A 22,187-nucleotide genomic window follows, 5' to 3' on the forward strand; every position below is an offset into this window, starting at 1 on the left:
TTGCAGGAGGACCGCTTCATGTTTACCCCCCGCTGTGCCGCCCTGATTTTAAGTCTGTCCCTTGGGCTACCCGCCGTTCAGGCGGCCACCGTCGCGCAGGTCTCCGTGCCTGATGCCGTCATGGTGGACCAACAAAGCCTGACACTCAATGGGGCAGGCCTGCGCAAGAAAGTTGTTTTTGATGTGTACGTCGCCGCCTTGTATACCGCCTCCCCGTCGCAGGATGCCCAAGCCATCATCCAGTCCCCCGGGCCGCATCAGGTTCGCTTGGTTCTCAAACGCGATCTGGATGCCCAAACCCTGATCGATGCACTGAAAGAAGGCATTCACAACAACCTAACCGATCCTGAAAAACAAGACCTGGACCCGGTCCTTAAACAGTTTGAGGATCTGATGCGCCAGGTGGGGCAAGCCAAAGAGGGCGATATCGTGATTCTGGACATGAACTCCCCCCAGGTCAGAATCCTGTTTAACGACAAAATGCTGGGCGAGCTCTCTCACCCGGGGCTGACCCCTGCCTTGTTGAAAATCTGGTTAGGCAAGAAACCTGCCCAAGAATCGCTCAAAAAGGCCCTGCTGGGATTGTCTTGAACCTACACGCCTCGGAGCGCTTCATGGATAAAGTCTGGCTGCAGAGCTACCCCGCCGGTATTCCTGCCACGATCGAAGATCAGGCCCAGCAGTACTCATCCCTGCTGGATGTATTTGAGCAAAGCTGCACCGAGTTCGCGCAGCGCACGGCCTATATCAGCATGGGCAAGCGCATGAGCTTTCGTGAACTGTCTGAAAATGCCCTGGCGCTGGCCAGTTGGCTGCAAAGCCAGGGTGTGAAAAAAGGCGACCGAGTCGCCCTGATGATGCCCAATATGCTGCAGTACCCCATCAGCCTGTATGGCGTATTGCGCAGCGGGGCCACCATTATCAATACCAACCCACTGTATACCGCCCGGGAGTTGCGTCACCAACTGCAGGACAGCGGCGCAGAGACCATCATCATTGCTGAAAACTTTGCGCACGTACTGCAAGAAATCCTGCACGAGACTCCCATCAAGCGAATTATTGTGACCAGTGTGGGAGACTGCCTGGGCAGCGTTAAAGGGTGGCTGGTCAACCAAGTGGTGCGCCATATCAAGAAGGGGGTGCCTGCCTGGTCCTTGCCCGGTTCCCTGTCCTTTAAATCGGTGCTGGCAAAGGGCCGTACCCGCCCCCCTGCCCCGGTCACCCTGACCCACGACGACATTGCATGTCTGCAGTACACCGGTGGCACCACGGGCGTAGCCAAAGGCGCCATTCTGACGCACGGTAATCTGGTCTCGAACCTGAGCCAGGCCCTGGCCTGGATTCGCCCCTACCTCAAAGAAGGCCAGATCGACTGCGTGGTGACCGCCCTGCCGCTCTACCATATCTTCGCCTTCACCGCGAACCTGCTGGTGTTTCTTCGCCTGGGGGCGGAGAACCTGCTGATCATCAATGCACGCGATATTCCGTCCATGATCAAGGACATGGCCAAGCTGCGCTTTACCGCCATTACCGGCGTAAATACCTTGTTCAACGCCATGCTGAACAATGCCGAGTTCCGCAAACTGGATTTTTCCTCACTTCGCTTTACGCTGGGCGGCGGTATGGCAGTACAGGAAGTCGTCGCCAAGCGTTGGCTGGAAGCAACCGGTAAACCCCTGGCACAGGCGTATGGCCTGACAGAAACTTCGCCAGCCGCCACCATCAACCCCCTGGATAAGCTGGAATTTACCGGATCAATTGGTCTGCCCGTACCCTCGACCGACATCCGCATCCGTGATGAAAACCAGAACGACCTGCCTTTGGGAGAAACAGGCGAACTGTGCATTCGCGGCCCGCAAGTGACCCCTGGCTATTGGCAGCGCCCCGATGAGACCGCCAAGGTCTTTGACCGGGACGGCTTTTTGCGCACGGGTGACATCGGCTATATGGATGAGCACGGATACGTGTTTTTGCTTGACCGTAAAAAAGACATGATTTTGGTTTCGGGCTTTAATGTCTATCCCAATGAAGTCGAAGCGGTTGCCGCGCAGCACCCGGATATTGTCGAGGCTGCCGCCGTTGGGGTTCCCGACGAGAAAGCCGGTGAAGTGGTCAAGCTCTATGTCATCAGCCGTAATCCCGCGCTGACTGAAAAAGAGGTCATTGCCTTTTGCCGCAAGAACCTGACCGGGTACAAGGCGCCACGCTATGTTGAATTCCGCGACGACTTGCCACGCACCAACGTTGGCAAAATCCTGCGACGGGAACTGCGTCCCTAGCACGTATTTGGCGCAGGCTTAGACGAAGATGAAAGGGGCTTATGCCCCTTTTTCATTAACCGGCATATTCATAAACAAATAAGAATCAGATCGTTCGTCACCCTGATACCGCTCTTTAGAATGGGACAAACTATTCATATAAGCGAGTGTCAGAATGCACGCCCTGTCCCGCCTCTCGGAAACGAATCGCACCGCGATTGCCCAAATCACCGAAGAGCTCGATCCGCTGTCCCTGAACTGGCTGTCCGGTTATCTCGCAGGGGTCGCACAAATACGCCATAACGGGCTTCCCGTTCAGGTGCCGGCCGCTCCTGAACTGTCTTTGGTACCGGCCGCCGCTGCCCCCGCCCAACGTCCTGCCACCATTGTGTTTGGCAGTCAAACGGGCAATGCTCAACGCGTCGCCGAAGCTTTTGCTCAACGGTGTGAGGCGGCCGGTATTGCCGTGCGCCTGCTGCGCGCCGACCGCTACCCCACGCGCGAGCTGAAAGAAGAGCGTTTGCTGTATGTCATTATCAGCACGCAGGGCGAAGGCGACCCGCCCGACGACTCCATCGGATTTTTCGAATTCCTCTCCGGTGCCCGCGCTCCCAAGCTGCCCGGATTGAAGTTTGGCGTGCTGGGTCTGGGCGACTCCAGCTACCCCTTGTTCTGTGGGATCGCGGAAAAAATCGATCAACGTCTGGTCGCTCTGGGGGCAGAGCGCATCCTGGATACAGGCCTGGCCGATCTGGATATTGATACGGTAGCCGCCCCCTGGCAGGACAAGGCTTTTGCTTTTCTGGAAACGGATCACCAGGCCCACGCTGTAGCAGCCTCGCCTGCTGCGCAATCGAGTAACGTCACCGTACTGGAAACCCCAGCGCGTAGCAGCTATACCCGTGATAATCCCTTCCAGGCCACCATCCTGCAAAGTCAAAGCATCACGGGCCGTGACAGCACCCGCACTATCTATCACTATGAGCTGTCATTGGAAGGCAGTGGCCTGCAGTACCAACCCGGTGATGCTCTGGGTGTCTGGCCTACACAAAATGCCAAGCTGGTTGAAGCCGTCATTCAAACCTTGAAGCTGGACCCGACGGAAACCGTCACCATTCAGGGCACCTCGCACACGCTGCAAGCATGGCTCAGCCACTACCGCGAACTCACCCAACTGACCAAACCTTTCCTGGTGGAACTGGCCAAACGCAACAGCGATACCGTGCTGCAAACAGCCGTGGGCCCAGACGGTTTGAACACCTTGCAAACGTTGCTGAAGACCCATCAAGTGCTGGACGTACTGGAACGCTTTCCGGCCACCTGGAGCGCTGCCGAGCTGGTACAAGCCTTGCGCCCTCTGGCACCGCGCATGTACTCCATCGCATCAAGCCAGTCCGAAGTGGACGAGGAAGTACATCTGACCGTCGCCAATGTGCACTACCAGTTCAACGGACAGGATCGGTGGGGTGTCGCCTCGGACTATCTGGCCAGCCGCAGCGAAGGCGATACCGTGCCGGTCTTTATCGATCCCAATACGCGTTTTCGCCTGCCTGAGGACAACGACCGGGACGTCATCATGATTGGCCCTGGCACTGGGGTTGCTCCCTTCCGGGCCTTTGTACAGGAACGCGGCATCCAGGGCGGTAAAGGCCGCAACTGGCTCTTTTTTGGCAATCCGCACTTTCACTCTGATTTCCTCTATCAGACCGAATGGCAGCGCGCCTTGCAGGATGGGCAGTTGCAGCACCTGGATCTGGCTTTCTCGCGGGATCAGGAAAACAAGATATACGTTCAACATCGCCTGCTGGAAAAAGCGGCCGAAGTCTATGCCTGGATTCAGGGCGGTGCCCATATTTATGTATGCGGCGATGCCACACAAATGGCTAAAGACGTTCACCAGACCCTGCAAAAAATAGCGCAGCAGGAAGGCGGACTGGATGCAGACCAGGCTCGCAGCTGGTTGGAAGAACTCTCGGCGCAGGGCCGCTACGCCCGCGACGTTTACTGAGAAGCAAGGACATGACAACAAAGAAAATCGCCGCTATCGAACAGGTCAAGATTGATAGCCACTATCTGCGCGGTAGCATTACCGAGGGTTTGGCCGATCCCATTACCGGCGCCATCAGCGAAGACGACAACAAACTGCTGAAATTTCACGGCAGCTATCAGCAAGACGATCGCGACCAGCGCGAAGAACGCCGCAAGCAAAAGCTGGAGCCGGCCTTTAGCTTCATGATTCGCGCCCGCTTGCCCGGTGGCGTGGTGACGCCTGCCCAGTGGCTGGCATTTGACAAGATCGCCTGTGACTGGGCCCAGTTCGGCCTGCGCATTACCACCCGTCAGACCTTTCAATGGCACGGCGTACGCAAGCCATTTTTAAAACCCACCCTGCGCGCCATTAACGACGCCTTGTCCACCACCCTGGCAACCTGCGGCGATGTGAACCGCCAGGTTGTCAGCGCAACCAACCCCCTGCTGTCCGAGCAGCACGGCCTGGTACAAGAGTGGGCTGACAAGATTTCTGAAACCTTCCTGCCCAAAACCCGCGCGTACGCCGAAATCTGGCTGGATGGCAAAAAAGTCGAAGACGCCATTGACGGCGAGGATTTCGAGCCGCTTTACGGCAAAACCTACCTGCCTCGCAAGTTCAAGATTGGTATTGCCGTGCCGCCTTTGAATGATGTGGACGTATTTGCGCAGGACATCGGCCTGATCGCCATTATCGACAACAATCAATTGCAGGGCTTTAACGTGGCGATCGGCGGCGGTATGGGCGCCACCCACGGAGATGAAACCACGTATCCGCGCCTGGGCAGCGTGATCGGCTTTGCGCGCCCCGAACAGATATTGGCGGTATGCGAGGCCATCATCACCACCCAACGGGACCACGGTAATCGAGATGAACGTCGTCATGCCCGTCTCAAGTACACCGTGGACAAGCTGGGGGCAGACTGGTTTCTGGAAGAGGTACAAAACCGCAGTGGTCATACTCTGGAGCCTTCAAGGCCCTATCACTTTGACCACAATGGCGACCGTTTTGGCTGGATTCAAGGCAACAATGGCCGCTGGCACCTGACCCTGCGGGTGGATTCGGGACGCCTCATGGATACCGAAACAGGTCCCTGGCTAAGCGGCATGCGTGAAATCGCCAAGATTCATCAAGGCCATTTCCGGCTGACCTGCAACCAGAACCTGATTATTGCCGACGTTCCCGAGGCGGATAAAACCGCTATCGACAAACTGGTGGCCGACCACAAGCTGGACGTATATCAAACGCAAAGTGGCATACGCAGCAGCACAATTGCCTGCGTCTCTTTGCCCACCTGCGGTCTGGCCATGGCCGAAAGCGAACGCTACGCCCCCATCCTGTTGCCCAAGCTGGAAACCCTGCTGGACAAATACCAGCTGCGTAATGAGCGCATTGTGCTGCGCATTTCCGGTTGCCCCAACGGCTGCGCCCGCCCTTACCTGGGTGAAATTGCACTGGTTGGACGCGCACTGGGCCGCTATGACTTGCGCCTGGGAGCCAACTTCAGCGGCGAACGTCTGAACGTGATCTATCGTCAGAATATTGCCGAACCGGAAATCCTGAGCATTCTGGACGAGCTGTTTGGCCGTTTCGCAGCCGAGCGTCTGCCAGATGAGCACTTCGGAGATTTCCTAGTGCGCGTCGGCGTCATTGCCGAACCCACGAGCCGTCTGATTCCCCTGGTTTTACAGCCGGCCTGACATGAACCTCTTTCCTTTATTCGCCAACTTGAAACAACGTGCAGTACTGGTGATCGGCGGTGGCGAAATTGCCGAGCGCAAAGTACGTCTGGTCCTGGCTGCCGGAGCTCAGGTCACGCTAGTCGCCCCTTATGTGGTGGACAGCCTGGAAGCTCTGGCTCGTCAGGGACGCATTACCCTGATCCGGGAACGCTACCAGGCCCTGCACCTGCAGGGGGCTTGGTTGATCATTGCCGCAACCGACAAGCGGGAAGTAAACCAGGTGATCGCCCAGGACGCCCAGGAAGCGCGCATTCTGGTCAATGTGGTGGACGACCCCGAGCTGTCCAGCTTTCAAGTGCCTGCTATCGTGGATCGTTCCCCCCTGATTATTGCCATTTCCTCGGCCGGTTCGGCCCCCATGCTGGCACGACGAGTCAGGGAGCAATTGGAAACCATGTTGGACCACAGTCTGGGGGCGATCAGCCGTCTGGCGCAAGAGTACCGCAGCGCCATTCGACGCGCCCGCCCCGAGCTGGGTGCGCGCCGCCGGTTTTACGACTGGTTGCTGGATGGCCCGGTGGGCGCCGCCCTTCGCAGCCACCAGGATGAACAGGCACGTCTTAGCCTGGAAAACGCGCTGCAAGAGCCTGAAGCCCCCCGTGTCTCTCAAGGTCGTGTCATTCTGGTGGGCGCCGGCCCAGGCGACCCCGGACTGTTGACCCTGCACGCCTTGCGCGCGCTGAACCGTGCCGACGTGATTCTGTACGATCGCCTGGTATCCGATCAGGTGATGGAACTGGCCCGCCGTGACGCCCATCGTATTTTTGTGGGCAAACAGTTGGGCGAGGACCATCATCAAACCCAGCACCGCATTCATCAGCTGATGATTGACTACGCCCGCGCTGGCCAGACCGTCGTGCGCCTGAAAGGCGGCGATGGCTTTATTTTTGGCCGGGGCGGCGAAGAACTGGAGCATCTGGCCGAGCATGGCATCGCGTTTGAGGTGGTGCCCGGCATCACGGCTGCCATCGCATGTGCCGCCTACAGCGGCATCCCGCTGACGCACCGTGAGCACGCACAGTCCGTGCAGTTCGTAACGGCACATCGCAAAAGCGGGCACGGAATCGAGGATTGGAATCCCTTGCTCGATACTAGCCAAACAGTCGCTGTCTACATGGGCTTGCAGCAAATCCTGGGCTTTAGCCACGAGCTGGTACAGCGTGGCCGCAGTGCCTCCACACCCTGCGCCCTGATTGAAAACGGCTCACGCCCGGAGCAGCGCACCTTGTTGTCCACCCTGGACACCATTGCCCAAGATGCCCAGCAACATCAGTTTGCCAGTCCGTGCATTTTGGTAATTGGTCAGGTCGTGACCCTGGGCAGTACCTTGTCCTGGTATGGCGAGTTGATTGATCAATTAAGTCCCCGTGCCGTCATTGAACCAACGTTGGACAAGGCGCTTGCCGCAGCCTGATTGCCAGCCCAGACACGGGCCTCGATCTCAAAGCAGGTTTTCTCGCCGCGCCGGGCCGTTATGGCGAGCAATTCAGACACAAGGTTACGTCTCTGAACAGGGAATCACCAGCAAGACAGGCAGAAGGACGACAAACTCAACCGGCGGCGCTCGCGGCTGACGAGGTCACTGACCGGCATGGTTTGAGAAAAAAATCGCCAAAGCCCTCAACATTCAAAAACGTTGAGGGCTTTTTTCTTAAGGCTCTTGGCTTGAGAGATGCTGACAGTCTGGAAACACTCATCACTGAGCAATTCCTCATGCTTCTGCACACACCAAAGGCGGGAGCACGCGGATAGACTCAAGCCCTTGGCCAGCCTTGAAGGGCCTGATCATTCAGCGCTGCGCAACAGCCGAAAACAGGGCACGCAAGGCGCTATCGAGCAAATAGCCAATCAGGCCAATCAGAACGATCACCGCCATCAGTTCGGAATAAGCCATACGATCACGCGTATCCAGAATCAGGTAACCCAAACCAGCGGACACACCCAGCATTTCGCACGGCACCAGCACAATCCATAACACACCAATAGCCAGTCGGCTGCCTGTCAGCACAGACCCGACAATACCCGGCAAAATCAGATACAACAGCGTCTCCAGCCTGGTCGCGGCCAAACTACGGCCCAACATCAACCAGCGCGGATTCAAATGCCGTACACCCGAAGCGGTATTGAGCAGGACCGGCCAAACACCGGCCACCCCCAGCAGAAAATAAATCGGTGCGTCCCCAATCCCGAAAGCCATCACGGCAATCGGCATCCAGGACAGGGGCGAGATCATGCGCAGGAACTGAAATAAGGGCGTCAAGGCGGCATGGGCACGGGCAGACAAACCCAGCAGCAGACCCGCGGGCACACCCACGCCCAGGGAGATAGCCAGACCAACAAAGATACGCTGCAAGCTGGCACCCACATGCATCCAGGTCTCTGACCAGCCCAGTATCTCCAGCAGGCTATGAAACGCAGCCGCAGGCCCGAACTGCTGCATAAGGGGGCTGCTGGACCATGCGGTGGCCAACCACCACAGCAGGACCCCGGCGGCCAGACCGCCCAGGCCCCACAAGGTGCTGGCTACCCAGGCGTTCATTTTGGGCCTGACAGTCGCTCGCTGAGGGGGCTGCGTCAAAGACGGCACGCTGGATGGGGGGGCAGACGCAGTCAAACTCATACCACGATGCTCTCATTGCGGGTGTATTGCTCGGACAAGCCAAACTGGGTCAGCCCGCCCTGCTTTTCCAAGGCCGCACGCACAAAGCGGTCGTCCACAAGATCTTTAGCCACCTGTTGTGGCGACAAACCCTCCAGAAAACCACGCTCGCCCTGAATCAGCGTGCCCTGCAACAGGTGCACCAGGGATTCGGTATAGCTGGGGAATGGGTAAGGCTGGAAGTCAATGCGCTGGTCATCCCAGTCCGGATGACGAATGACGCCGGACTTCACATACTGGGCACGGTCGCTCGAGTCCGGAGCCAAAACTTTCAACAGATTTTCCTGGGTGTGCGGGGTATAGCGATTCCCACCCTCACGCGACAGGATACGAGCCGCGTCGGCACGGTTATCCCGAATCCAGATCTGCGCCTTGACCAAGCCATCGACGACCGCCTGCGACCACTGCGGTCGCGCCTGCAAATCCTGCTCATGCATAAAGGCCACGCAACAGGCATGATCGCGCCAGACATCGCCGGTAAAGCGCAAGATGCGGCCCATGCCCTGGGTCTCCGCCAACGCATTGAACGGTTCAGCGACAGTGAAACCCGCAATCCGTCCTGATGCCAGCGCCGGCGGCATGTCGGCCGGCGCCATCACCACCAGATTGACCTCGTTGGGAGCCAGCGCGCCCGAGTTCTTCACCACCGGCGTCAGGCCATGGGCCTTGAGCACATGCTGCAAAACCACATTATGGATGGAATACCAGAAGGGAATCGCTACCGTCTGCCCACCCAGTTGCTCAGCAGAACTGATATTTTGCGCCACGGTAATGGCCGAGCCACTCATATGATTCCAGGCGACCACTTTGGCAGGCACCTTGCTGCCATAACGTGCCCACACCGTCATGGGCGAGAGCAAATGCACCAGATTGACCTGCCCGGAGATAAAGGCTTCGATCAACTGGGCCCAGCTACGCACCATGACAGGCTTTTCAACAGCAATGCCCGCTTCTTCAAAGTACCCATTGTGATGCGCCACCAACATGGCGGTAGCATCCGTGATTGGCAAGTAGCCGATACGCAAAGGCGCATTTGACTCACTTTGCGCACGGGCAGCCCCTTGGGCCAGCAAAGGTGCAGCGCCCGCGACTGTCAGCAGGGATGCCAGTTTCAGCAAGTCACGACGGGTACGGGAGGTAGGAGATTCAATCATGAAGTGCACCTTACAAAACAGAAGCGTGAACCGCCTGGGAGAGGCTTTGCTCCAGGCTGGCCACAATTTCCAGGCGTATGGCCTGAAGCCAGTTATCCAAATGAGATCGGGGATGTGCCGGGCAGCTCCACTCACGCTGCAGTCCGGCCGGACGGCCGCCTAAGAGCAGCACACGGTCAGCCAGCAACAGCGCCTCATCGATATCGTGAGTGACCAGAACAATGGCGCAGCCGGTCTGACCGCGAATCGACAGAATCAACTCCTGCATCTGACGACGAGTTACCTCATCCAGCGCCCCAAAGGGTTCATCCATCAACAAGACCTGTGGACGTCGTGCCAGACAGCGGGCAATCGCCACACGCTGTGCCATACCGCCCGACAAGGCACCGGGACGCTGGTGGCGGCTGTCATATAAACCGACCTGACGCAGTGCTTGTTCCACTCGCAGGCGGCGCTCTGCTGCAGAGACGCAGGGCTGACGAGCAAAGCCCAAACCAAAACCCGTATTGGCCTGCACGTTGAGCCATGGCAAGAGGATGGCCTCCTGGAAGGCCATGGCCAAGGCAGGGTGAACCCCTCGCACAGCCTGCCCTAGAAATGACACCTCACCCTGCGTAGGCCTTTGCAAACCCGCCAGCACCCGCAGCAACGAGGATTTACCGACTCCGCTGGGACCGAGCAGCGCGACGATCTCGCCCGCGCCTACGTTCAGGTCCAGGTTCTGCAAGATAGTCTGGCCACCGTAGCCCAGACTGATACCCCGCGCGGACAAGAGCGCGACCCCTTCAGAATCAGACGGCAAGGGGGTGGCGGAACTCATAGGGCATCCTGTCCAAGTTCAGCTTTCAGTTGCGCTACAGTAGGCGATATCAAAGGCACCAACATGGCTTCGCGGTAACGGCGCAGCAGTTGGGGGTGCTTGCCTTGCATATAGGTCGCCCCGCCAATCGCGGAGCTTTCCAAGGCCACGGCCTGCAACGCCAGACTGCTGAGCTCGATACGAACTCTGAACAGATCAGGCGGCGTGGCCGAGTCTGGCTTGCGCACGGCATCCAGCAGCACATCCGACAATTCCTGCACGCGATCCAACAAGCGGCGGGCGGGCTGTTCCTGCACCCATTGGCAGCGTGGCGCCTTGAGTACCTGCTTTAAGGAGCGACGCGCCAGCCCCATCGCCATGCCGCACTGCAACGCCATGAATCGAGGTCGCACCGAACGCACAAACAGGCCGGCATCAGGATGCAACAAACGCTCTTGTTCCAGGCGCACGGCATTAAAGGTCAAGGCGGCGGTATTGCTGCCGCGCAAGCCGACCAAATCCAGGTCCTCCGAACGCTCCAGCCCTGAATCACCCAACTGGGCCACCCATATACCCGCCTGATCGCCGGGCATGGCGGCCACAATAGCAACCAGACAATTACCGGGACGCAGATTGGTAATCCACGGTAAACGGCCATCAAACTGCCACTGACCTTGCTCGGGCCGGGCGCGCACTTGCAGCTCTTCAATGCCACCCAGGAACTTGATGGCATTGGACAGTCCGGTCGCACCTGCAATACTGCCGTCCAGCAAACCGGGCAGGTAACGCTCTCGCATGGCAGGGTCCTGAACCTCACGCAGATATTCAATAAAGGTGCGCTGACTCCACAGGACAAAACCCGCCGTCAGCGAATGCTCAGCCACTTCCACAATAGACTGAACGGCATCACCAAAATCGGAAAAGTCCGCTTGCAGACCCAGGCTCAACAAACCGTCTTGCGCCAGGCGGGGCAACAAGGCCTGCGACTGGGAGGCCTCACTATCCAGCGACAGGGCGTGCTCTTCGAGCCACTGGGCCAGAGCAGGCGATAAAACCGAACGCTCTGAGGCCAGCACAGCCTGTTCGGCGCGTGTTAAGGCGTTTCCCATGCGTAGGCCTCCAACTGGCTATTGAGCGGCGTACGAGCCAGATTATTGGCAAAGTTGCAGATGGTCGCCAAACCAATGCCGGTAATGACCTCCAGAGCCTGCTGATCGCCATAGCCCGCAGCACGGAAGGCGGCCAGATCCTGATCCGATACCTGACCACGGGTGTCAATCACCGCGCGGCTGAACAGGGCCAGGGCCTGGAGACGTTCATCATTGATCTGATCAAAACCACGAGCACGCAAGGCGGCCAGAATCTCTGGGTCCAGCTTGGCTTTGTTCGTCGCGATGGCGGTATGACCGGCCACGCAGAAGCGGCAGCCGTGTGTGGTACCGGCAACCAGCTGCACCACCTCGCGCTCGACCAGCGACAGGCTGGCGGTGGCATTCAAGGCAGACATGTCCTGGTAGGCTTGCAAGGCAACGGGGGCGTTCGCCAAAATAGCCAGCAGGTTAGAGAGAAAGCCACTACCACGCACAGCTTTTTCCAGGGCTGGTTTGACGGCCTCAGGGGCGGAGTCCACAGTATGCAACGTTAAGCGGGTCATGATCGCGACAATTCCTTAGTTAATCCGAGAAGGTTTTATTGTCGATTGACTGGCGCCTGATCTCCATGTGCGAACATAGCGGTATTCATATTAAAAATATCCACGAAAAGAAATAAGCATATTTTCCACATGAGTGATTCTGCCTTTCCTGACGGCCATTGCGCCCTCAACTCCCACGACACAGGGCGCCCTGTGGAAGAGCTGCTCTTGTCGGGGCTGGAGATCTCGGCCAGCCTGTTTCATTTGGGCCAGTATTGCAATCAATGGGAAAGCAGCCTGCACGGGCATCAACGGGCCGGCTTTCATGTGGTCTTGCATGGACCGTGCTGGCTACACATCCCGCATCAGGACACCCTGGCCCTGCAAGCAGGCGACGCCGTGTTTTTTCTGCGTGACATTCCTCACCGGCTGAGCTCATCGCCAAAGCCCCCAAACTGGAATGCGGCGTTGCAGCGGCAAAACATGCAAGGTCTGGAGCCTCAAGTGCCCCAGAGCACCGGCCTGCTCTGCGGCTTTCTGAATTTGGGTCGGGGTTTGAGTGAATTGCTTCTGGCAACGGTGCCTGATGTTTTGCTGATTGACGGTTCGCAGGCTGATGCCGATACGGGCCGTCCTTTGCTGGACTTGATCCAGGCGGAAATGCAGCGCCACCCACAGGCCAACCCCAGCCTGTTGGAGAAACTGGTGGAGCTTTTGCTGTTCTACACTTTGCGGCGGCAAATTGGTCAAACGCCCTCCGAAGGAGCCTTGCCAGCGGGCCTGATCCATCTTGCCAGCGACCCTGCTTTTGGTGGTCTGATCGAACAACTGCTGCGGGAACCGGCCAAGGCCTGGTCAGTCGATGACATGGCGGCCTATCTGAACATGTCACGCGCCGCCTTTCACCGACGCTTTACCCTGCTATGCGGGATGGCACCGGCCCAGATACTGTTGCAACTACGCATGCAACTGGCCAAACGGCAGCTGGAACAGGGGCTCACCATGGAACAGATCGCCGAGCGCATCGGCTACAGTTCCGCGGCGGCATTCAGTGCGGCATTCAGGCGCAGTGTCGGTGTCAGCCCGGCTCAATGGCGTAAGCAAGAGCCACGCACCTGAGCGGCCACACCGCCAGCCACGAACGACAGTCCAACCCTGTCATCACGCGGCTCATCCGTGCAGACAATCAGCCCCAAGGTGATCATTGTGATGCCGCGAGCGGCCTACCACGCCGGTCAGACAAAAGGCTTGTCCCACCCGTTCAGACTCAAATACGGACTCTGGTAATCATCCTGAGCCCTGTTCGCCCCTTACCTCCCTGATTTCCCAGCCTTCTCCCGCCACAGAGGGGCAGACAGCGGGGCATAAAAAAACCCCAATCTGTAAACAGATCGGGGTTTTTTTGACCTACCAGAGCCAGGCCAAGGCCTGACATCTGAGCAAGCGTTTAGATCACGCGGGCTGCTTCGATCAGACGCACAACAGTCCAGGACTTGCTGCGGCTGATAGGACGGCCTTCGGAAATCTCAACGGTATCGCCTTCGTTGTACTGGTTGGTCTCGTCGTGTGCTTTGTATTTATTGGAGCGCACGATGATCTTGCCATACAGAGGATGTTTAACGCGGCGTTCAACCAGAACGACGACAGTTTTGTCCATCTTGTTGCTGACAACTTGACCAATCAGGGTACGTTGACGTTTTTCGGTAGTTTGAGTTTCGCTCATCTTACTTTCCTGCGGTCTCAGCCATGACAGTGCGCACGCGAGCGATGTCGCGGCGTACTTTGCCCAATTGGCTGGTGTTGGAAAGCTGTTGAGTAGCACGCTGCATGCGCAGGTTAAATTGTGCTTTCAACAGGCTCTCGAGCTCTTTCTGGAGCTCGGCGGCATCTTTAGTACGGAGTTCGCTGGCTTTCATGACGTCTCCTTAAGCACCGATCTGACGCGTTACGAACGTCGTCGAGATAGGCAGCTTGGCAGCGGCCAGACGGAATGCCTCGCGTGCCAGCTCTTCGCTAACACCTTCCATTTCGTACAGGACCTTGCCTGGTTGAATCTCAGCGACCCAGAACTCTGGATTACCCTTACCGTTACCCATACGAACTTCGGCAGGTTTCTGCGAAATTGGCTTATCGGGGAAGATACGGATCCAGATGCGGCCACCACGTTTGATGTGACGGTTAATTGCACGACGTGCTGCTTCGATCTGGCGAGCAGTCAGACGGCCACGGTCAGTGGCTTTCAGACCAAATTCGCCAAACGAAACTTGCGCACCGCGAGTCGCCAGACCGGTATTACGGCCTTTGTGCTCTTTGCGATACTTTCTGCGAGAAGGTTGCAGCATGTTTATTCTCCTTCGGACGCAGCAGGAGCAGCGTCTTTACGAGGACCGCGACCACGACCACCTGGACGGCGGTTTTCAGGGCGGTCACCACGTGGACGACGTGGGCGGCGCTCTTCAGGGGCTACGGTGTCAACAGGCATTTCGCCGTTAGGCAGCATGTCGCCCTTGTAGACCCAGACCTTGATACCGATGATCCCGTACGTCGTGTGCGCTTCGGAAGTACCGTAATCGATGTTAGCGCGCAGGGTGTGCAGAGGCACACGGCCTTCGCGGTACCATTCGGTACGAGCGATTTCGATGCCGTTCAAGCGACCCGAGCTCATGATCTTGATGCCTTGGGCACCCAGACGCATGGCGTTTTGCATGGAACGCTTCATCGCACGACGGAACATGATGCGCTTTTCCAATTGCTGGGCAATGGAATCGGCGATCAGTTGAGCGTCGGTTTCAGGTTTGCGAATTTCTTCGATGTTAACGTGCACGGGCACGCCCAACAGGCGCTGCAGGTCAGCCTTCAGGCTTTCGATATCCTCGCCGCGCTTGCCGATCACCACACCTGGACGAGCCGAGTAAATGGTGATGCGAGCATTTTTGGCAGGACGCTCGATGACCACACGGCCAACGGACGCGCTTTTCAGCTTGCGTTTCAGGTATTCGCGCACACGGATGTCGTCAGCCAACATCGTACCGAACTCAGCACCGTCAGCGTACCAACGCGAGCTCCAGTTACGGTTAACAGCCAGGCGGAACCCAATTGGGTGGATTTTCTGTCCCATTGTGACTCCTTAAGCGCCGACTTTGACCACAATGTGGCAAGTCTGCTTCTCAATACGGTTACCGCGGCCTTTGGCTCGTGCAGAAAAACGCTTCAACGACTGAGCCTTGTCCACGTAAATGGACGTAACTTTCAGTTCGTCGATATCGGCGCCGTCATTGTGCTCAGCGTTGGCAATAGCCGATTCCAGAGCTTTCTTGATGATGCCAGCGGCTTTCTTGGGAGTGAAAGTCAGCGTATTCAGAGCGTGAGCAACGGACTTGCCGCGGATCATATCCGCAACCAGACGTGCTTTTTGCGCCGAAATATGGACTCCACGAATAATTGCTGTAGTTTCCATCACTTATCTCCGGGCCTTTTTGTCCGCAGCGTGACCCTTGAAAGTACGGGTCAAGGCGAACTCGCCGAGCTTGTGGCCAACCATGTTCTCGTTAATGTAAACGGGAATATGTTGACGACCATTGTGAACGGCAATCGTCAGCCCAATGAACTCGGGCAGGATGGTCGAGCGGCGCGACCAGGTCTTGATTGGTCGCTTGTCGTTACCCACAACGGCTGCATCAACCTTTTTGATCAGGTGAGCATCAACGAATGGGCCTTTTTTGATCGAACGTGACATAGTGTTCGCCCCTTACTTGCGCTTACGGCGCGAAACAATCATGTTGTCTGTGCGCTTGTTACGACGGGTGCGGTAGCCCTTGGCAGGCGTACCCCATGGGCTGACTGGCTCACGGCCTTCACCCGTACGACCTTCACCACCACCGTGCGGGTGATCGACTGGGTTCATCGCCACACCGCGAACGGTAGGACGAATACCACGCCAGCGAACAGCACCGGCTTTACCGATCTGACGCAGGCTGTGATCGTGGTTGCTGACTTCGCCAATCGTGGCGCGGCAGTCGATGTGAATGCGGCGAACTTCACCGGAACGCAGACGCACTTGAGCGTACGTGCCTTCACGAGCCAGCAACACAGCGGAACCACCAGCGGAACGAGCGATTTGAGCACCCTTACCAGGCAGCATCTCGATGCAGTGAATGGTTTGACCCACAGGAATGTTGCGGATAGGCAAAGTGTTGCCGGAACGGATAGGAGCTTCCGCGCCAGATACAACCGTTGCACCCACTTCCAGACCACGAGGGGCGATGATGTAACGACGCTCACCGTCCGCGTAGCACACCAATGCGATGTGAGCGCTGCGGTTAGGGTCGTATTCCAGACGTTCTACTTTCGCAGGAATACCGTCCTTGTTGCGACGGAAGTCGACAATACGGTAATGCTGCTTGTGACCGCCGCCACGGTGACGAACCGTGATGTGGCCGTTGTTGTTACGGCCAGCACTGCTGGATTTCTTTTCCAGCAAAGCCGCGTAAGGAGCGCCTTTGTGCAGTTCAGGGTGAACCACTTTGATCATGCCACGGCGACCTGGCGACGTTGGTTTTACTTTTACCAATGCCATATTAGTTCACCTCAGAAAAGTCGAGTTCCTGACCGGGCTTGAGCGAGACATATGCCTTGCGCACACTGCGGCGGCGACCCATGAAACGGCCAAAGCGCTTTTCTTTGCCCTTCTGATTGAGCACCTGAACCGACTCAACTTCTACCTTGAACAGCAGTTCAATAGCAGCTTTGATTTCGGGCTTGGTGGCATCAGGAGCGACGCGGAAAGCGATTTGCTGATTTTTTTCGGCAACGTACGTGGCTTTTTCAGTCACGACAGGTGCCAGAATGACTTGCAATAGACGTTCGGCGTTCATCCCAACATCTCCTCAAACTGAGCGACAGCCGCTTTGGTGACCAACACTTTTTTGTAGTGGATCAGGGACAGCGGGTCGGCGTAGCGTGGCTCAACCACAGCAACATGAGGCAGGTTACGCGTAGCCAGGTACACGTTCTCGTCCAGCGCGTCGGTGATGATCAACACGGATTCCAGGCCCAGGTCTTTCAGCTTGTTGGCTGCCAGACGGGTCTTGGGTGCTTCCAGAGTGAAGGAATCAACAACCAACAGACGCTCGTCGCGGACCAACTGAGACAGAATCGCGCTGATACCGGCGCGGTACATCTTCTTGTTGACCTTGTGTGCGTAGTTTTCTTCACCGGTGTTGGGGAATGCACGACCGCCTCCACGCCACACGGGCGAGGATGTCATACCAGCACGAGCGCGACCGGTGCCTTTTTGGCGCCATGGCTTTTTGGTGCTGTGGTTGACTTCAGCGCGTGTCAATTGCTTGCTGTTGCCGCTGCGAGCATTGGCTTGGTAAGCAACAACGATCTGGTGAACCAGAGCTTCGTTGAATTCACGACCGAAAACGTTTTCGTTGGCCTGCAATGTGGATGCAGCTTGGCCTTGTTCGTTCAGGAGCTTCAGTTCCATGGTTTAGGCTCCTTTCACAGCAGGGCGCACAACGATATTGGCGTTCTTGTGACCTGGGACAGCGCCCCGGACCAACAACAAGCCACGCTCGGCGTCGACGCGGATCACGTCAAGATTCTGAACCGTACGGGTAACGTCACCCATATGGCCCGACATTTTTTTACCTTTGAACACACGGCCTGGATCCTGGGCTTGACCAATGGAACCGGGTACGCGGTGCGAGCGCGAGTTACCGTGGCTGTTACGCTGGCCGCCAAAATTGTGGCGTTTGATGGTACCGGCAAAGCCTTTACCGATCGTGGTGCCCGTAACGTCAACCTTCTGACCCGCTTCGAAAATGCTTTCCACAGCAACTACGGAACCGGCGGAAAGCTCGGCGATAGCAGCGGGGTCGAGGCGGAATTCTTTCAGGATGCTGCCAGCTTCAACGCCAGCTTTTGCATAATGCCCTGCCTGGGGCTTGGTAACGCGTGTTGCACGACGGGTGCCAAAGGCAACCTGTACAGCAGCGTAACCGTCAACTGCGGGCGTCTTGACCTGGGTGATGCGGTTGTTGGACACGTCCAGCACGGTCACAGGGATGGACTCGCCTTCCTCTGTAAACACACGGGTCATGCCAACTTTACGCCCAACAAGGCCCAGCCGCCACGCGGCAGGCGTAGGTGTCGAGTTCGACATCGTTTTCTCCATTCCTGACTACGATTGGTCAGGGCTAACTGAGAGTACACGCAATAATTTGCGCGACGACCATAGCCAAAACTTTTTGGCTAAGCTAGTAAATATAGCACGGTGCTGTAAAGCCAAGCAAGATTTACTGCAAAAAATGGCCCGAAACTGCTTGATTGACAACAGTTTTTTCCCATTTGCCCCTGCACGCCATCAGGGCGCCATCAAGAAAACGGATTCCACCCCCGCCATTTATTGATGTGCCTTATTCACGAATCGAGCGACGTACTCATTGACCGGTTCATCCCGAATTTGCGCCGGCGTCCCGCTTTGCTCCACCCTCCCCTCACGCAACACCACAATATGCTGCCCCAGCCGCAATGCCTCATCGATATCGTGCGTAATGAAGATAATGGTTTTGTTCAGGCTGCTCTGCAAACGCAAAAGCTCATCCTGCATCTCGTAGCGAATCAAGGGGTCCAGGGCCGAGAAGGCCTCGTCCATCAGCAAAATATCGGCATCGACAGCCAACGCTCGCGCCAGGCCTACGCGTTGCTGCATCCCGCCTGACAATTCGTCAGGGTAGTTATCGGCATAATCATGCAGACCCACGCGCTCCAGCCATTGCCGAGCTTGCTCCCGGGCTTGCGAACGCTTGTCTCCACGCACCTCAAGACCGAAGGCGACATTCTCCAACACGGTCAAATGGGGCAGCAAGCCAAAGGCCTGGAAGACCATGCTGATTCCATAGCGGCGGAATTGTCGCAGGCTGGCCATGTCCAGCTGCAAGATGTCCTGCCCATCCACCAGCACCTGTCCGGCGCTGGGGTCGATCAAACGGTTGATGTGGCGCACCAGCGTGGATTTGCCCGAACCGGACAAGCCCATCACGCAGGATATCTGCTGCGCGGGAAAGCAGGCATCTACCCCCGCCAGCCCCACAATGCAGTCCGTCTGCTTTTGCACGGCCTGCTTGTCGACCCCTTGCTTTAACAAATCGATGGCTTCGGTCGCCCGATTACCAAAAACCTTATACACATCCCGCAGCTCGATCTTGCAGTCGGAGTCATGGTGGGAAGTAGGTATCGTCGTCATGCTTGCCTCCTGACCTTACGACGGTGACGCTGAGAACGACCAAAGGATTGGGTGATCCGATCAATGACAATCGCCAGGATCACAATCGCTACCCCTGCCTGCAAGCCACGACCGATATCCAGGGTCTGAATCCCCGCCAGCACGTCTTCACCCAAACCCTGAGCCCCAATCATGGAGGCCACCACCACCATGGAAAGTGCCATCATGGTGGTCTGATTGATGCCCGCCATGATACTGGGACGGGCCAGAGGCAAGGTGACCTTGGTCAACATTTGCCAGCGCGTGACCCCATACGCCTGTGCCGCTTCCATCACATGCTTGTCCACCTGTCGCAGTCCCAGACTGGTCAGGCGAATCAAGGGAGGGACAGCATAGACAACGGTGGCCAGGACGGCGGGGACTTTACCCAGGCCAAACAGCATCAGCACTGGGATCAAATAGACAAAACTGGGCATGGTTTGCATCACATCCAGCACGGGCGTCAGCACTTTTCTAAGCAGACGACTTCGGGCGCTAAGAATGCCAAGTGGGACACCGATCAGAATCGAAAAAACGGTGGCCACCAGCACCAGAGTGAAGGTTTGCATCAGCTTGTCCCACAAACCCATGGCGCCTATCAGGTACAGACCGGCCACGTAGAGCAGGACCGGCAGGAAACGTCGCTGGCCCCACCAGGCCAGCAAACCGGTCAAGGCCAGGATGGCCCAGGCGGGCACCTGCTGCAAGACCCGCTCCACCGGCAAGATGGCGTTCGTCAGAATCCAGGCGCTGATCTGACGAAAACCTGTGCCCCAATCCCGCACGGCTACCAGCAATTGGCGATTCACCCAATCCGCCGCCGACCACTGTGCAAAAAATGACGGCTGCGAGACAGCGACCTTCCCTGTTGACTGCGGCTCCAGGGAGGCCAGCAGCCGCTCTGCCTGTGCCGCAGGCATCCACTGGCGCCATTGCTCAGGGTTCTCTTTCAAGAATTTCTGCACCTGTGTACGGGCATTCTGTCCGCCTTCCGTCATACCCAGAATGATCTTGTTCATCTGCTCAGGCTCAAGCTGGATTTTTTCGAACAGATCCACCAGATCAGGATGCGACTGTACGAAAGGCGTGGAGGCCGCCACACCAATATGGGCCAGGATGAAGTCTGTGGGGCAAACCTGGCCTTTGCCAGACACCGCCGCTTCCCAGCAGCGTTCATTGAAAGGCGCGCTGGCCAGCTTTTTGAAGGAATACTTGGCCATGAGGCCTGCTGGCTGCCAGTAATAGAACAGGATAGGCTCACGCCTGTCATAAGCAGCACTGATGGCCGCATCCAGAGCCGCACCCGTACCGGGTCGGAAATTCTGATAGTGTTCGCCCAGACCATAGAGATCGAACAGACGGCTATTGAAGGTTTCACAGACCCAACCGGAGGGACAGTTATAGAAGCGACCTTTATGGGGCTGTTCCGGGTCGCTGAAAATAGTGGCGTAGCGCCCCAAATCTTCAACTTTCTGGAGATCGGGGGCAATTGGCTTGATTCCCTTGTCAGGATCACCCTCGACCACATAGTCCGGAACGTACCACCCCTGCTCGGCCCCACCCTTCAGCGTATTGCCCAGAACCTGAACCTGTCCGGCTTCAATGGCTTTCTCGATGATCTCGGTACGCCCGGACCAGATCTCGCCGATTACCTGGATATCATTCTGTGCCAACGCACTTTCCAAGGCAGCCGAGGAGCCCGGCACCCGTTCAGTCTTGCAGCCATACGCCCTTTCCAGAATCTGTTGATACAGCTCCGTGCTGAACGCGGCACTCTCCCAGCTCAAGTCAGCCAGACGTATTGGTTTGTCCGGCTGACAAGCTTGCGCGTATGCATGACCTCCCCACAGGCAAAGCCATAGGCCCAGGCAGTACCACAGGGCCAGAAATGGCTTTCGTATCTGATTTTTCATTCTCGTCCTCCTTCACCCCGCTCATCGTCGCATTTGTTTCCGGGTGAAAGTGTGTCCGGTCGTAAAAACAAACTAAAAACAGGTTTTACTCCACGGCGGCATCAGCGTGCATCGCTCACAACAGGGTCAAGGACGAGAGACAAAACCCCTGCTCAGAAAAAATGGCGGCTAGTCACCCTATCGTCTGAGTCAGACCGCTGCTTACGGACGAAAAAAAACGCCATGCAGTTGCATGGCGTTTCTTTCGATGTATCTCGAACTGCTAGGCAGAATTACTGCAGAGCGATTTCGACGTCAACACCGGCTGGCAAATCCAGACGCATCAGAGCGTCGACGGTCTTGTCGGTAGGATCGACAATGTCCATCAAGCGCTGGTGGGTACGCATTTCAAACTGATCGCGCGATGTCTTGTTGACGTGCGGCGAACGCAGAATGTCGTAGCGACGGATACGTGTTGGCAGTGGTACTGGACCACGAACAACAGCGCCGGTGCGCTTGGCGGTTTCTACGATCTCAGCAGCAGACTGATCGATCAACTTGTAATCGTAAGCCTTCAGACGGATGCGGATTTTCTGGTTTTTCATGGGTAATCCTAAAGAACGATATAAGTGGGGGCTTTTTGACTGGGCTTACCGATTGCTCGAAGAAACTCTGACTAAAAAGCACCCCTTTTGGGGGTAGCAAAGACGCGGCGGGAAGGTTTGCACCTTCACACCGCGATCAAGGCTTA

At 57.1% G+C, this 22,187-nt stretch carries 24 protein-coding genes; 6 read left to right on the forward strand and 18 right to left on the reverse strand.

What is annotated here, in order from left to right:
* The first annotated feature begins 18 nt into the window (after window positions 1-18).
* From VF694_RS16155 to cysG, 5 genes are all read left to right on the forward strand, one after another.
* Window positions 19-591 (forward strand): chalcone isomerase family protein, encoded by a 573-nt coding sequence (locus VF694_RS16155; protein WP_003803002.1) that lies wholly within the window; start codon window positions 19-21, stop codon window positions 589-591.
* A gap of 23 nt (window positions 592-614) precedes the next feature.
* Window positions 615-2,279, forward strand: coding sequence for an AMP-binding protein (locus tag VF694_RS16160; protein ID WP_003803003.1), 1,665 nt, complete (start codon window positions 615-617; stop codon window positions 2,277-2,279).
* Between the two features lie 154 nt (window positions 2,280-2,433).
* The gene (locus VF694_RS16165; protein WP_440164908.1) at window positions 2,434-4,266 is read left to right on the forward strand and encodes an assimilatory sulfite reductase (NADPH) flavoprotein subunit; all 1,833 of its coding nucleotides are present in this window, start codon (window positions 2,434-2,436) and stop codon (window positions 4,264-4,266) included.
* 11 nt (window positions 4,267-4,277) lie between these two features.
* Window positions 4,278-5,987: an assimilatory sulfite reductase (NADPH) hemoprotein subunit gene (cysI, locus tag VF694_RS16170; protein WP_003803008.1), complete on the forward strand. Its 1,710-nt coding sequence runs from the start codon at window positions 4,278-4,280 to the stop codon at window positions 5,985-5,987.
* 1 nt (window position 5,988) lies between these two features.
* The gene (gene cysG / locus VF694_RS16175; protein WP_131071094.1) at window positions 5,989-7,443 is read left to right on the forward strand and encodes a siroheme synthase CysG; all 1,455 of its coding nucleotides are present in this window, start codon (window positions 5,989-5,991) and stop codon (window positions 7,441-7,443) included.
* 375 nt (window positions 7,444-7,818) lie between these two features.
* Here the strand turns inward: cysG and VF694_RS16180 are convergent, their stop codons facing one another.
* The 5 genes from VF694_RS16180 to VF694_RS16200 all read right to left on the reverse strand — a co-directional run bounded on the left by VF694_RS16180 (window position 7,819) and on the right by VF694_RS16200 (window position 12,295).
* Entirely contained in the window at window positions 7,819-8,568 is a 750-nt protein-coding gene (locus tag VF694_RS16180) for an ABC transporter permease (protein WP_003803013.1), read from the reverse strand.
* Between the two features lie 77 nt (window positions 8,569-8,645).
* The gene (locus tag VF694_RS16185) at window positions 8,646-9,842 is read right to left on the reverse strand and encodes an ABC transporter substrate-binding protein (RefSeq protein WP_131071095.1); all 1,197 of its coding nucleotides are present in this window, start codon (window positions 9,840-9,842) and stop codon (window positions 8,646-8,648) included.
* A 10-nt stretch (window positions 9,843-9,852) separates the two neighbouring features.
* The gene (locus VF694_RS16190; protein ID WP_003803018.1) at window positions 9,853-10,662 is read right to left on the reverse strand and encodes an ABC transporter ATP-binding protein; all 810 of its coding nucleotides are present in this window, start codon (window positions 10,660-10,662) and stop codon (window positions 9,853-9,855) included.
* Window positions 10,659-11,750, reverse strand: coding sequence for an acyl-CoA dehydrogenase family protein (locus VF694_RS16195; RefSeq protein WP_219235358.1), 1,092 nt, complete (start codon window positions 11,748-11,750; stop codon window positions 10,659-10,661). Before VF694_RS16195 ends, VF694_RS16190 begins: the two co-directional genes overlap by 4 nt.
* On the reverse strand, window positions 11,735-12,295 hold the full coding sequence (locus VF694_RS16200; RefSeq protein WP_003803023.1) for a carboxymuconolactone decarboxylase family protein: 561 nt from the start codon (window positions 12,293-12,295) through the stop codon (window positions 11,735-11,737). The genes VF694_RS16195 and VF694_RS16200 overlap by 16 nt, the downstream gene beginning before the upstream one ends.
* A 129-nt stretch (window positions 12,296-12,424) precedes the next feature.
* Between VF694_RS16200 and VF694_RS16205 the strand changes: the two genes are divergently transcribed.
* Complete coding sequence (locus tag VF694_RS16205; protein ID WP_003803025.1) at window positions 12,425-13,393, forward strand: AraC family transcriptional regulator; 969 nt, start codon at window positions 12,425-12,427, stop codon at window positions 13,391-13,393.
* Between the two features lie 328 nt (window positions 13,394-13,721).
* On the opposite strand, the gene rpsQ is transcribed toward VF694_RS16205, so the two are convergent.
* The 13 genes from rpsQ to rpsJ all read right to left on the reverse strand — a co-directional run bounded on the left by rpsQ (window position 13,722) and on the right by rpsJ (window position 22,041).
* On the reverse strand, window positions 13,722-13,997 hold the full coding sequence (gene rpsQ, locus VF694_RS16210) for a 30S ribosomal protein S17 (RefSeq protein ID WP_003803027.1): 276 nt from the start codon (window positions 13,995-13,997) through the stop codon (window positions 13,722-13,724).
* Between the two features lies 1 nt (window position 13,998).
* Complete coding sequence (gene rpmC / locus VF694_RS16215; protein WP_003803032.1) at window positions 13,999-14,190, reverse strand: 50S ribosomal protein L29; 192 nt, start codon at window positions 14,188-14,190, stop codon at window positions 13,999-14,001.
* 9 nt (window positions 14,191-14,199) lie between these two features.
* Window positions 14,200-14,616: a 50S ribosomal protein L16 gene (gene rplP / locus VF694_RS16220; RefSeq protein ID WP_003803033.1), complete on the reverse strand. Its 417-nt coding sequence runs from the start codon at window positions 14,614-14,616 to the stop codon at window positions 14,200-14,202.
* 2 nt (window positions 14,617-14,618) lie between these two features.
* A complete protein-coding gene (rpsC, locus tag VF694_RS16225; protein ID WP_003803035.1) occupies window positions 14,619-15,392 on the reverse strand; it encodes a 30S ribosomal protein S3 in 774 nt (257 codons plus the stop codon).
* A gap of 9 nt (window positions 15,393-15,401) precedes the next feature.
* A complete protein-coding gene (gene rplV, locus VF694_RS16230) occupies window positions 15,402-15,731 on the reverse strand; it encodes a 50S ribosomal protein L22 (protein WP_003803038.1) in 330 nt (109 codons plus the stop codon).
* 3 nt (window positions 15,732-15,734) lie between these two features.
* Window positions 15,735-16,010 carry a 30S ribosomal protein S19 gene (rpsS, locus tag VF694_RS16235; RefSeq protein WP_003803039.1) on the reverse strand — a complete coding sequence of 92 codons (276 nt, stop codon included), beginning with the start codon at window positions 16,008-16,010 and terminating at the stop codon, window positions 15,735-15,737.
* A gap of 12 nt (window positions 16,011-16,022) precedes the next feature.
* The gene (rplB, locus tag VF694_RS16240; protein WP_003803041.1) at window positions 16,023-16,850 is read right to left on the reverse strand and encodes a 50S ribosomal protein L2; all 828 of its coding nucleotides are present in this window, start codon (window positions 16,848-16,850) and stop codon (window positions 16,023-16,025) included.
* Between the two features lies 1 nt (window position 16,851).
* A complete protein-coding gene (rplW, locus tag VF694_RS16245; RefSeq protein ID WP_003803043.1) occupies window positions 16,852-17,148 on the reverse strand; it encodes a 50S ribosomal protein L23 in 297 nt (98 codons plus the stop codon).
* Window positions 17,145-17,765 (reverse strand): 50S ribosomal protein L4, encoded by a 621-nt coding sequence (gene rplD, locus VF694_RS16250; protein WP_059318600.1) that lies wholly within the window; start codon window positions 17,763-17,765, stop codon window positions 17,145-17,147. The genes rplW and rplD overlap by 4 nt, the downstream gene beginning before the upstream one ends.
* 3 nt (window positions 17,766-17,768) lie before the next feature.
* On the reverse strand, window positions 17,769-18,443 hold the full coding sequence (rplC, locus tag VF694_RS16255; protein ID WP_003803046.1) for a 50S ribosomal protein L3: 675 nt from the start codon (window positions 18,441-18,443) through the stop codon (window positions 17,769-17,771).
* 240 nt (window positions 18,444-18,683) lie between these two features.
* Entirely contained in the window at window positions 18,684-19,526 is an 843-nt protein-coding gene (locus tag VF694_RS16260) for a quaternary amine ABC transporter ATP-binding protein (RefSeq protein WP_131071097.1), read from the reverse strand.
* Window positions 19,523-21,457 carry a glycine betaine ABC transporter substrate-binding protein gene (locus VF694_RS16265; RefSeq protein ID WP_301606203.1) on the reverse strand — a complete coding sequence of 645 codons (1,935 nt, stop codon included), beginning with the start codon at window positions 21,455-21,457 and terminating at the stop codon, window positions 19,523-19,525. The genes VF694_RS16260 and VF694_RS16265 overlap by 4 nt, the downstream gene beginning before the upstream one ends.
* A 272-nt stretch (window positions 21,458-21,729) precedes the next feature.
* Complete coding sequence (gene rpsJ / locus VF694_RS16270; protein ID WP_003803053.1) at window positions 21,730-22,041, reverse strand: 30S ribosomal protein S10; 312 nt, start codon at window positions 22,039-22,041, stop codon at window positions 21,730-21,732.
* Between the last annotated feature and the right edge of the window lie 146 nt (window positions 22,042-22,187).

This window comes from Alcaligenes sp. Lyrl_28, assembly GCF_051948705.1.
Lineage (GTDB): Bacteria > Pseudomonadota > Gammaproteobacteria > Burkholderiales > Burkholderiaceae_B > Alcaligenes > Alcaligenes ammonioxydans.